At 30.0% G+C, this 12,018-nt stretch carries 12 protein-coding genes; 5 read left to right on the forward strand and 7 right to left on the reverse strand.

From position 1 onward, the window contains the following. Window position 1 precedes the first annotated feature (1 nt). The 6 genes from ACTT9U_RS02305 to hemC are packed head-to-tail and all read right to left on the reverse strand — an operon-like array spanning window position 2 to window position 5,532. Window positions 2-1,675 (reverse strand): hypothetical protein, encoded by a 1,674-nt coding sequence (locus ACTT9U_RS02305; protein ID WP_440931577.1) that lies wholly within the window; start codon window positions 1,673-1,675, stop codon window positions 2-4. A 17-nt stretch (window positions 1,676-1,692) separates the two neighbouring features. Next, a complete protein-coding gene (locus tag ACTT9U_RS02310; protein ID WP_440931578.1) occupies window positions 1,693-2,535 on the reverse strand; it encodes a bifunctional 5,10-methylenetetrahydrofolate dehydrogenase/5,10-methenyltetrahydrofolate cyclohydrolase in 843 nt (280 codons plus the stop codon). Window positions 2,536-2,538: 3 nt separating this feature from the next. Continuing rightward, on the reverse strand, window positions 2,539-2,829 hold the full coding sequence (locus ACTT9U_RS02315; protein ID WP_440931579.1) for a YggT family protein: 291 nt from the start codon (window positions 2,827-2,829) through the stop codon (window positions 2,539-2,541). After that, window positions 2,826-3,911, reverse strand: coding sequence for a mechanosensitive ion channel family protein (locus tag ACTT9U_RS02320; protein WP_440931580.1), 1,086 nt, complete (start codon window positions 3,909-3,911; stop codon window positions 2,826-2,828). Before ACTT9U_RS02320 ends, ACTT9U_RS02315 begins: the two co-directional genes overlap by 4 nt. A gap of 2 nt (window positions 3,912-3,913) precedes the next feature. Then, window positions 3,914-4,612 (reverse strand): uroporphyrinogen-III synthase, encoded by a 699-nt coding sequence (locus ACTT9U_RS02325; RefSeq protein ID WP_440931581.1) that lies wholly within the window; start codon window positions 4,610-4,612, stop codon window positions 3,914-3,916. Window positions 4,613-4,617: 5 nt separating this feature from the next. Next, on the reverse strand, window positions 4,618-5,532 hold the full coding sequence (gene hemC, locus ACTT9U_RS02330; protein ID WP_440931582.1) for a hydroxymethylbilane synthase: 915 nt from the start codon (window positions 5,530-5,532) through the stop codon (window positions 4,618-4,620). A 46-nt stretch (window positions 5,533-5,578) separates the two neighbouring features. Here hemC and tsaD point away from each other — a divergent pair, with 46 nt between their 5' ends. Genes tsaD through acs form a run of 3 tightly spaced genes read left to right on the forward strand, consistent with a single transcriptional unit; the run spans window position 5,579 to window position 9,164 of the window. Then, window positions 5,579-6,652, forward strand: coding sequence for a tRNA (adenosine(37)-N6)-threonylcarbamoyltransferase complex transferase subunit TsaD (tsaD, locus tag ACTT9U_RS02335; protein WP_440931583.1), 1,074 nt, complete (start codon window positions 5,579-5,581; stop codon window positions 6,650-6,652). Beyond that, window positions 6,652-7,065, forward strand: coding sequence for an EVE domain-containing protein (locus tag ACTT9U_RS02340; RefSeq protein WP_440931584.1), 414 nt, complete (start codon window positions 6,652-6,654; stop codon window positions 7,063-7,065). Before tsaD ends, ACTT9U_RS02340 begins: the two co-directional genes overlap by 1 nt. 2 nt (window positions 7,066-7,067) lie before the next feature. Next, a complete protein-coding gene (acs, locus tag ACTT9U_RS02345) occupies window positions 7,068-9,164 on the forward strand; it encodes an acetate--CoA ligase (protein ID WP_440931585.1) in 2,097 nt (698 codons plus the stop codon). Here acs and ACTT9U_RS02350 read toward each other — a convergent pair. Beyond that, window positions 9,161-9,784: an esterase gene (locus ACTT9U_RS02350; RefSeq protein ID WP_440931586.1), complete on the reverse strand. Its 624-nt coding sequence runs from the start codon at window positions 9,782-9,784 to the stop codon at window positions 9,161-9,163. The genes acs and ACTT9U_RS02350 overlap by 4 nt on opposite strands. A 125-nt stretch (window positions 9,785-9,909) precedes the next feature. Between ACTT9U_RS02350 and ACTT9U_RS02355 the strand changes: the two genes are divergently transcribed. Together ACTT9U_RS02355 and ACTT9U_RS02360 are read left to right on the forward strand one after the other, a co-directional pair. Beyond that, entirely contained in the window at window positions 9,910-10,170 is a 261-nt protein-coding gene (locus tag ACTT9U_RS02355; protein WP_440931587.1) for a DUF4212 domain-containing protein, read from the forward strand. Continuing rightward, entirely contained in the window at window positions 10,170-11,978 is a 1,809-nt protein-coding gene (locus ACTT9U_RS02360) for a sodium:solute symporter family protein (protein WP_440931588.1), read from the forward strand. The genes ACTT9U_RS02355 and ACTT9U_RS02360 overlap by 1 nt, the downstream gene beginning before the upstream one ends. The last annotated feature ends 40 nt before the right edge of the window (window positions 11,979-12,018 follow it).

Genomic DNA, 12,018 nt, shown 5'->3' on the forward strand with positions numbered 1-12,018 from the left:
ATTATTTATCCAAACTTTTTAAATTTTTTAAGCAGTTATTAAATTCTGAGAGAACATTTGTGTTTTCGAATAAATGTTTTTCTGCTTGTGTTCTATAATAATCTTTAATTTCTATGAGTTTTTTCTTATCAAAATTTGCTATTTCAATTGCTTTTTCAACATATTCATCCTTTGACTTTACTATAGGTGGTTTATCTATCTTCATCTGTTTATAAGCTCCATAAACAATCCTACTTTTAAAAGCATTTGTAGGCATTGATACTGTTGGTGTGCCATAAAACATTGACTCATGAAAACTATTGCCAGCACCGAAGTATAGTGTGTCTAATAATACAGAAGACTTTCCACAAGTATTTATATATTCATCAGTATTCATTTTTTTTAGAACATTTATTTTTTCAAAATTACTTTTTAAATTTTTCTTTAATCTCTCTAAAATTTTATTACCAATTCTTTCATCAAAAATTATACTGATATTAGCTTTCTTATCTTTTTTAATTATTTCATTCATTATGTTGTCAAAATCAGGATGAAATTTTATTAGGTTTTGAGAACAAAAATAATTATTCTGTTCAGAAGATTGCTCTAGGCTTATTTTGTTTTCTATTACTGGTTTATAAAAAAACATTGGTAAGTAATTTAGAGATAAAAATTTTTCTGAAAAATCATCTTTTGTTCCATCTGTTTCTAATAGTTTTGATGAAATGAAATAATCAATAGAATCATTTGCAGTTGTAATTCCATGTCCCCATGATGTTATTTGAGTTTTAGCAAATCTTATAAATGAAAGATAATAAACTTCAGTAGATAAACCAATTTCAGGAAAAAAAGCTATGTCTAGATTTTTGTTTTTGATAACATTTACCTGTTCGTTAAAATTATTAGGTAAAATAATATTTTCTAAATATCCTATAGATTCTTTATGAACAAATTCATCAAATACTGGGCCTTTTTTAGTTTTGTTCAAATGAAAAATGGATATATCAAAATAGTTATTATCTAAGTTAAAAATTAATCCTTTGAATAATTTTCCAACTGTATGATTTGTTAGAAACTCTGAAATAAATCCAATTTTAGTTTTTTTATTTTTTATATTATTAGTAAAATCTTTATTTAAATCTGGATATATCTTTCTAAAAGTTTCAACTACTTTTTTATTTATCTCATAATTATTATATTGATCGTAAGACAGATTAAAAATTGGTGGATTAATTTTAATTTTGTTAATATCTAATGTGGTTTCGCTTTTTATTGAGCCTAAGTTTTCTAAAAATTTTTTTTTCTCTAAATCAATTTCATTTTGATCCATAAAAATCATTGGATAAAGTAACTTAATCTGTAATTCTATTCTTTTGTTTGATTCAATAAATGATTTATATTTTTTACAAAAAATTTTAATTTTATCGTATTTAAATAATGCTAAATAAGTTTGAAATCTTAATTCATATAAGTTATTTTTTTTAACATTTAAAATTTCTAGGTGATCTAAAATTTTTTCACAATTAATGTAGTCTTTTAAAAAAAAATTAGTTATTGCTAAATTTTCTAGAATTGATGGTCTATCAGGAAATATTTCTAAAGCTTTTTCAAATAAAGTTTTTGCTGAATCATACTCTTTCGATTGGAATTTTAATATTCCTTCTTCAAAAATTTTTTTTGCTTCAATTTCAGACATTCCTAAATTTAAGGAAATTAAATTGATCTTTTAAAACATTCAATTGTATTTTTTAATAAACAAGCAATTGTCATTGGCCCCACTCCACCCGGAACAGGAGTTAGAGCTTTTGCATTTTTTGAAACTTCATCGAAAGCAACATCGCCAACAATACCTTTGTCTGTCTTGTTTATTCCTACATCAATTACGATTGCATCTTTTTTAACCCAATCTCCTCTAACCAATTCTGGAATTCCAACTGCAGCTACAATTATATCTGCTTCTAAACACTCTGCTTTAAGATCTTTAGTTCTTGAATGAGTAATAGTTACTGTACAATTTTCTTTTAAAAGTAATTGAGTCATTGGTTTTCCATTTAAATTTGATCTTCCAACAACTACTGCTTTTTTTCCACTTAGGTTTGGCTCAATTTTTTTAATTAATAAATAACATCCAAGTGGTGTGCACGGTACAGAACTTTCATATCCAGATGATAGATTTCCAACATTCATTGGATGAAAACCATCTACATCTTTAGACGGTATGATTGATTCAATTACTTTTTGTTTATCAATATGTTTTGGTAAAGGTAACTGAACTAATATTCCGGAGACACTTTCATCTTTATTAAGTTCATCTATTTTGTCTAATACAGTTTTTTCCTCAACATTTTCTGGGTATCTGATTACTTCAGATTTTAGCCCAACTTCTGTTGCTGATTTCTCTTTATTTTTCACATAAATTTTACTAGGCGCTAATTCACCAATTAAAATTACTGTTAAACCTGGAACCTTATTATGTTTGCTTTTTAACTCCGTAACTTCTTGTTTAAGTTCCTCTCTTAATTCAGCCGCTGCTTTTTTTCCGTCTATTAAAATCATAAATTAAAATATTAATGGTGCAATGTAGAGTTTCATACACATTTCTATAAACCAAATCAACAAAAGTAATATGATTGGAGATATATCTAATGATCCCAAGTTAGGAAGAAATCTTCTTATCTTTACTAAAATTGGGTCGGTCAATCGATAAGTAAGTTCCAAAATAGCGTAAACAAATCGATTTCCTGTATTAAGAATATTAAATGCTATAAGCCAGCTTATAACAACATTGGCTACTACTACGTATGAATAAAGTTTTAAAATTTGTAAAACTAAATAAAAAATAGCTATCATTTTTTCTCGACATAAATTGATTGGCTAGGAAATGCAAATGATGCCTTGTTGCCTTCAACTATTTCTTTAATTTTAATAGCTAGTCTCTCTTTAACTGAAAGCCAATCATTCCAACTTCTGCTATTTGTAAAACAACGAACATACATATCAATTGAACTATCTGAAAATTTATCAACTCTGACCGCAACTCCAATTTTAGTATCAAAGTCAGTACTTTCTGTTATATATTTTTCTATTTCATCTCTAATAGTTTTAAGTTGGTCTACCGTAGTGTCATACTGCAATGTAATGTTCCAACTAATTAACCAATTAGATGTTTCACTCACATTTACTACAGCATTTTCTGCAAATTGAAAATTCGGAATAATTGCCAAAGACTTATCAAATTTTCTTATTGTTGTAGACCTAAAACCAATTTTTTCAACAATGCCTTCAATAACTCCATCAACTGAAATCCAATCTCCTATTTTAAATCTTTTTTCTACCAACACTAAAATCCCTGAAATTAAATTCTTGAATAAATCTTGTGCTCCTAGAGCAACTGCAACACCAAACAATCCTAAACCAGCAATAATTGGTCCTATTTTTATTCCCCATAATTCCAAAACTGCAGCCAAACCTAAAATGAAAATTAATATTTTTAATGATTTAATTATCCATCCAATTAGTTCTCGTGTTAAAATCTGATCTAAGCCACTTAGTATGTAAGAAATTGGTTCTATGATTTGATGAATGACCCAAAAGATCAATATGGTGATTAAAGTTCTATTTATTGTATCTACAACTTCTCTACCTTCCGCAGAAAAAGTCATATAATAACTTGCAATAAAAAAACCCAAAACTATTGGTAAAAATCTTGCAGGACCAACCATTGACTTAACAAAGGTATCATCAAGCTTATTTGTAGTTCTTTTTGAAATTAGTTCTAATTTTCTAATTATTAACTTTGAAATTATTCCTCTAAATATAAGAAATAATAAAAAAATCCCTACACCAATTAATATTTGAAATATATCTACTCCAAGAATTCCTTTATTCCATACTGATAAAAAAATATTAGAAAAATTATTTATTATTTCCATAATTAAATTTTATATAACAAAAACTCTTCTTCACCAGGATTAAAAAGGAAAATTTTTTTCCATTTAATATCATTTAGTATTGATGAGGCTTTTTCCCCCATACACATTAAATTAGTATTCATCCAATCATCTTTAAGACCTGAATTTTTAATAAAATTAAAAAAGCTTTTGGCACTATTTTCGGAATATATATAAACAATATCAGGTATTTTTTTTTTCAAATTTTTAATAAAATCTTTATCATCAAAAGTATTATGGATTGTTTTATAATTGATTAACCGATCAATATCATAACCCTTTTTTTTTAAGTCTTGATCTAATTCATATGAAATAGTTTCTCCACTGACATATAATAATTTGCCATCTGTAATATTATGATTATTTTGAATAATTTCTAATAAACTATTAACGCTTCCTTCTGCTGGAATGGTATTTTGAAATCCTAATGAAAGAATTTTTTTTTCAGTAGCTGAACCAACAGTAAAACATTTTATATTTTTATCTATCTTTCTCTTATCTAAAAATTTAATTGAATTTGAACTTGAAAAAATTAATGCTTCATATGGATCATAAGCAAAATCATTATTTTCGATTTTTTCAATTTTAAGAAGTGGTAAATGAGAAACATCATGACCTAAATCCTTAAATTTTTTAATCGTTATTAGGCTATCTTCTAAAGGTCTTGTTAATAAAATATGCATAAAATTTATTTTTTATAGTTATCACCTGATTTAAATTTTAATTTTTTTCCAATTTCTAAACCCAGTTCTTTATAGTTTTCAATATCATCTGTACCTTCTTCATAGTACTTTTGTGTACCATCAAGAGAAAAAAGTTCTGCCTTTAATGTAATTTTTTTATCTTTAATAAAAGAATGAGCGCCCACAGCTGTCTCACAATCTCCCTCTAGAATTTTTAGAACATTTCTTTCTGCTGTAGCTCTAATTTCTGTTTCCGAGTCATTAGTTTTCTTCAATAAAGATTTTGTCTCTTGATCATCATTTCTACATTGTAGTGTTATAATACCTTGGCCAGCACTAGGAATAATTTCATCTATTGAGAAAATTTGTGATATCTTTTTTTCTAAATTTAAAAATTTTAATCCAGCCAAAGATAAAATAATTGCATCATAATTTCCATCTTGAAGTTTTTGAATTCTTGTATCTACATTGCCTCTTATTAATTTAGATTTGAGATCATTTCTTAATCTATTAATTTGAAAATCTCTCCTATACGAAGATGTACCAATTACTGCATTTTGTTTAATATCTTTTATATTCTTTCCATCTCTACTTATTAAAACCTCTCTAGAATCATTACGCTTAAGGTAACAATTGCTATATAAACCTCCTGTCTCTATAGCTGGCATATCTTTCAATGCATGAACCGCAATATCAATATTTTTATCTAAAAGTTCCTTCTCAATATTTTTTGAAAATAAACCTTTTCCTCCTATCTCTGATAATCTTTTGTCTTGAACCTGATCACCTTTTGTAACAATTTTTTTAATTAGAATCTCCTCTTTAGTTAAATTACCTGAGTTAATTAAATATTGTTTTGCTTTTTCTGCATACAATAATGCTAATTTACTCCCTCTAGATCCAATTATGATTTTTTTCATAGTTTTACTTTTGTAACCAGTTCTACTATTTATAATATTAATTTATATGAGTAAAAAACCAATTATTCTTGGTATAGAATCTAGTTGTGATGAAACTGCTGCAGCAATAATCACTGAAAATGATCTAAATCAACCAGTGATTTTATCTAATGTTGTTTCAAGTCAAGAAGAAATCCACAAAGAATTTGGTGGTGTTGTTCCTGAATTAGCTGCAAGATCCCATTTAGAAAAAATCGACTGGATTGCTAAAAAGGCTATCAAAGATAGTGGTATTAATATTAAAGATATAGATGGCGTTGCAGCAACTGCTGGACCAGGTTTAGTTGTTTGTCTATCAGTTGGTCTAAGTTTTGGTAAATCTTTTGCTAATACATTAAATAAACCATTTATGGCTATAAATCATTTAGAAGGTCATGCTTTAAGTCCAAAACTTAATTCAATTATAAATTATCCTTATCTTTTGTTGTTAATATCAGGAGGACACAGTCAATATTTAATTGTCAATGGATTAGGCAACTACAAAAGAATAGGAACAACAATAGATGATGCTTTGGGTGAAGCATTTGATAAAACAGCAAAACTTCTTGGAATAGAGTTTCCTGGAGGTCCTCAAATAGAAATATTAGCAGAAAAAGGAGATCCAGAAAAATTCATATTACCAAAACCAATATTAAATAGAGGTGGATGCAATCTATCATTTGCGGGTTTAAAAACAGCAATACTAAAAATTTCAAAAAATATAAAAAGTGATCAAGATAAATATAATATTGCAGCTTCTTTTCAAAAGACAATTGAGGAAATAATGAGAAAAAAAACAATTGTTGCATTTAAAGAATTTAAAATGAAAAATGAATCCAAAAAAAATACATTTGTAATTGCTGGAGGAGTGGCAGCTAATAAAAAACTTAGAAAAATGTTCGAAGAAATTTGTGATGAACATAACTTTGATGCAATTTTTCCTCCAATAAATTTATGTGGAGATAATGCTGCAATGATTGGATTAGTTGGATTAGAAAAATACAAATCAAAATTATTTGATAATTTAAACTTTCCAGCGAATCCAAGATGGCAATTAGATGAGAAAGCCATCTTTTTAAAAGGAGCAGGTATAAAATTATAATGAATTATTGGTTGTTAAAATCAGAGCCCGATGTGTGGTCTTTAGATCAGCAAATTAAAGCCGGGTTCAAAGGTGCGCCTTGGGATGGTGTAAGAAATTATCAAGCAGCAAATAATTTAAAAAGTATGAAAAAAGGTGATCTTTGTTTTTTTTATCATTCAAATATTGGTAAAGAAATAGTTGGAATAGTTGAAGTTATTAAAGAATTTTATTTAGATAAAACTGACAAATCAGAAAGGTTTGTTGCCGTGACTGTTAGGTTTAAAGAAAAACTTAAAAGACCTATTTCATTAGCAGAAATTAAAAAAAATAAGGAATTAAGCCAATTATCACTTATTAAACAAAGCAGATTATCAGTGATGAATATTGATTCTAAAAGCTGGAAAATCTTATTAAGAATGAGTAAAACATAACAATGCCGAAAAAGAAAAAAAAGAAATCTAAAAAAGTTAACAAAAAAACTCCAAAAAGAAAGAAGGTAGTAAGGAAGTCTTCAAAAAAAATTAGAAAAAAGAAAAATATAAAAAAGAAAAAAAAATTTAAAAAGAAAATAGCTAAAACAACTGAAAAAAAAGAACAAGAGTTAGTAATTAAAACTAGGCCTGAATGGGTAAAAAACAGTTTAGCTAACAAAGCTCAGTACACAAAAAAATATAACGAATCTATAAAAAATAATAATGAATTTTGGGCTAAAGAAGGAAAAAGAATTTCTTGGATCAAGCCTTATACAAAAATTAAAGATGTAAAATATAGTAAGACAGATGTTAAGATAAAATGGTTTGAGGATGGGACTCTTAACGCATCTGCAAATTGTATAGATAGACATCTTGAAGATAAAAAAGATGAAACTGCAATCATTTGGGTTGGTGATGATCCAAAAGATAGTCAAAAAATTACTTATAAACAATTACATCAAAAAGTTTCTAAAGCTGCAAACGGATTAAAAAAATTAGGGATTAAAAAAGGTGATAGAGTAACAATTTATTTAACCATGGTGCCTGAACTTGCGGTTCTTATGTTAGCCTGCACTAGAATTGGTGCAGTGCATTCAATAATTTTTGGAGGATTTTCAGCTGACTCTATCTCAGGGAGAGTAAACGACTGTGAGTCTGAATATATTATTACTGCTGATGAAGGTGTAAGAGGTGGAAAGACAATTCCATTAAAAGAAATTACAGATGAAGCTTTAAGAAGTTGTCCAAATGTTAAAAAATGTATTGTAATAAAAAGAACTGGAAACTCTGTTAGTTGGGATTACGATAGAGACGTTTGGTATGATGACTTAATCAAAGATGTTTCAAACCATTGTGAGCCTGAAGAAATGAAGGCAGAAGATCCAATGTTTATTTTGTATACTTCTGGCTCAACTGGAAAACCTAAAGGTGTTCTGCATACAACAGGTGGCTATATGGTGTATGCTTCAATGACACATCAATATATTTTTAACTATAAACCAAAAGATATTTACTGGTGTACCGCTGATATTGGTTGGGTTACAGGACATAGTTATATCATTTATGGTCCGCTAGCTAATGGTGCAACTACTGTCATGTTTGAGGGAATTCCTACATATCCTGATAGTTCTAGATGGTGGCAGATTATTGATAAATATAAAGTTAATATTTTTTATACAGCACCAACTGCAATAAGAGCCTTAATGAGAGAGGGTGATGGACCCGTAAAAAAAACTTCAAGAAAATCTTTAAAACTTCTAGGAACAGTTGGAGAACCAATAAATCCAGAAGCTTGGATGTGGTATTATAAAACGGTTGGTAATTCAAAGTCACCAATTGTAGATACTTGGTGGCAAACTGAAACGGGCGGTATTATGATTGCTCCACAAACAGGTGCAATTAATTTAAAACCTGGTTCTGCTACAAAGCCATTTTATGGAATAAAGCCATCACTTGTTGATAAAGATGGAAACGAGATTAAAGGTCCAGGTGAAGGTCGATTGTGTATTTCTCAATCATGGCCTGGTCAAATGAGAACTGTATATGGCGATCATCAAAGATTTATAGACACTTACTTTTCTCAATTTGATGGAAAATATTTTACTGGAGATGGATGTAAAAGAGATAAAGATGGCTATTATTGGATTACTGGAAGAGTAGATGATGTTATCATAGTATCAGGACACAATTTAGGGACGGCAGAAATTGAGAGCGCTTTTGTGGCTCATCCAAAAGTAGCTGAAGCCGCAGTGGTTGGGTATCCACATGACATTAAAGGTAATGGGTTATATTGTTATGTAACTCTCAATGCAGGAGAGCAAGAAAATGGAGAGCTAGAAAGAGATTTAAAACTGTGGGTTAGAAAACAAATCGGTCCTTTAGCTACTCCTGATTTAATTCACTTTTCACCTGGTTTGCCAAAAACAAGATCTGGAAAAATTATGAGAAGAATTTTAAGAAAAATTGCAGCGAATGAACATGATCAATTAGGTGATACAACAACTCTAGCTGATCCTTCAGTAGTTGATAGTTTAATTGAGAATAGGAAGAATATTTAAAATTCTATTCTTTCACTAAATTCTTTTTTAATTATATCCCATTTAAGTATCATTGAATTAAGTACAATCTTTCGATCAAGATCTTTTAATTCATCGGCTATTGGTGCCCATTTAAATAAAGAAAGTGCACTCGGATTAAATGGATAATCGTTAATTTGATTTTCCCAATTAATTTTATTTAATCTTTCTTTAAAATTTTTTTTTGCTTCATTAATAATATCTTGTGGCATTTTGTTTGATAATTCATCATCAAGAATATTGAGAAAAATTTCTTCGGCATTATGTAAACTATCAAAATGAAAATTAATTTTTAAATATGAAAAAACATAAAAAGTTAGATCTTGTAAAGAAACTGCGTAGATATTCCATTTAGCTAAATTTACTGATTGCATAAACTCATCGTTTTCAAAATGTAAAACGTATCTAGTGCCCATTCTAGTTTTAAGGTAACTATAAAGTGTTACTTGCGCCACCCATGCAGATTTAGTTTGAATAAATTCCTCAAGATCATTTAAGTTCTGTAATTTCTTTTTAGGAATAAAAGCTTTAAACAATGCAAATAAGTAAACTTTAAAATCTGAAAGTTTCAAATCACGCCACGTAAATTTACTTTTTGACATAAATTAAGAGTTTTCATATCACTTATAGTATAAAATGTCCCTATTTTGGGCAATTTTTACTCTTTTAATCTATTTCATAATGGTTAGAGTTTTCGCCAGTTATAACTAACAAGGAGAGAGATATAATGTCTAAACAAGCACAACACTGGGAAAAGACCAGAGGTTTGCTATTTATTACTTTAGCAATCTGGGCTGTGTTCTCAATGGGTATCTTCCTTTTTGGAGCCGAACTTAACGAAACGACTGGACCATTTGGTTATCCACTAACATATTGGTTCACGTGTCAAGGTTCTCTTGGAATTTTCGTAATCCTAATTTTTTGGTTTTCGAATAGACAAGAAAAAATTGATGAGGAATTCGGCTTTTCTGAAAAAGGAGGCGATTAATGTTAAAAGGTAATTTTATAGACAATTTGCCTAAGGTTTATGGAATCTATACAGGAGGTTTTTTAGCTTTCATAATCATTATGGCAATTGCTGAACAAGCAGGTATGTCTGCAAAAGCAATTGGAATTTGTTTCGTTGCTTTTACAGTAGCTATCTATGCGATAATTGGTTGGCTATCACGAACAGCTCAAGCCGACGCTTACTACGTAGCTGGAAGACAAGTACCGACTGTATTCAACGGAATGGCAACTGCAGCTGACTGGATGTCAGGTGCATCATTCGTTGCAATGGCAGGTGGTATATACTTCAAAGGTTATGGTTACATGGCGTTACTTGTAGGTTGGACTGGTGGTTATGTGTTAGTTGCATCATTATTAGCACCATACTTAAGAAAATTTGGCTGTTACACAGTTCCAGATTTCGTAGGTACAAGATACGGTGGTAATTTAGCAAGACTATGTGCGGTAATAGTTTTAACTGTTGCTTCATTTACGTATGTAACTGCACAAATTAACGCTACAGGTACTATTGCATCTGTTGCTCTTGATATTCCATTTCAATACGCTGTATATGTTGGATTAATAAGTATTTTATTATGTTCAATGTTAGGTGGTATGAGAGGAGTAACTTGGACACAAGTTGCACAGTACATTGTACTAATCATAGCTTATTTACTTCCAGTATTCTGGATCAGTAACAAAATTGGTGCAGGTTTCTTCCCGCACTTCATGTTAGCTGATGAAGTTGCCAGAATTGGTGAATTAGAGGCTCAGTTTGGTTTTGTTGCAAATTCTAAAGAGGATCTTGCAATGGTGCCAAAAGGCTTAGCTGGAATAACTAAAGCTCACTCTGCAGTAAATGCTTCGCCTTGGCAGTTTATTTCATTAGCACTAGCGATGATGATGGGAACAGCTTCATTACCGCACGTGATGATGAGATATTTCACAACTCCAAGTGTAAAAGCAGCTAGAAAATCAGTAGGTTGGTCAGTATTCTTTATCTTCCTACTATATTCGTCTGCACCAATGTTAGCGACACTTTCAAAACTATCATTGATTGATCCGTCGTTACCGACTGGTATCATTGGTAAATCTATTGCTGAAGTACAAGCAATCGATTGGTACCAAAACTGGAACCAAGCTAATCTGATGTTTATCAGCGACTTTAACGGAAATGGAACTGTTGAATTAAATGAGTTCTTCATGGGTGGTAAAGCCGTTGTGTTAGCAACACCAGAAATAGCTGGATTACCATATGTAATCTCAGGTCTAGTTGCAGCCGGTGGTATGGCAGCTGCCATGTCAACAGCAGATGGTTTAATTCTAGCAATTGCAAACGCTATATCACATGATGTTTACTATAAAATCATTGATCCAAAAGCGGAAACTGCAAAAAGACTAGTTGTTGCAAGGGTATTACTTGTGGTGATTGGTTTTGCTGGAGCTACAATTGCAGCAATGGAAATCCAAGGTATCTTAGGTTCGGTAATCTGGGCTTTTGACTTTGCGATGTCTGGTTTATTCTGGCCACTTGTACTTGGTGTATGGTGGAGCAGAGCTAACAAAGAAGGTGCAATAGCTGGTATGCTATTAGGACTAATATCTGGTTTTGCGTATCTAGTTTGGGTACGTAACGGCGGAGCTGGTTTCCTAGGTATCACTCAGTTAACATTTGGTATCTTTGGATCTACTGTTAGTTTAGTTGCAATGGTTGTTGTAAGTTTAATGACAGCAGCACCTAATGCAGCTACTCAAAGAATGGTTGATGAGTGTCGTGTACCTGCAGGTAAAACTGTAATTGGTAAATAATACTTATTAAATTTAATTAATTTAAGGGGCGATTTATTCG

The sequence above is a fragment of the Candidatus Pelagibacter sp. genome (assembly GCF_052049975.1).
In the GTDB taxonomy this organism is placed as follows: domain Bacteria; phylum Pseudomonadota; class Alphaproteobacteria; order Pelagibacterales; family Pelagibacteraceae; genus Pelagibacter.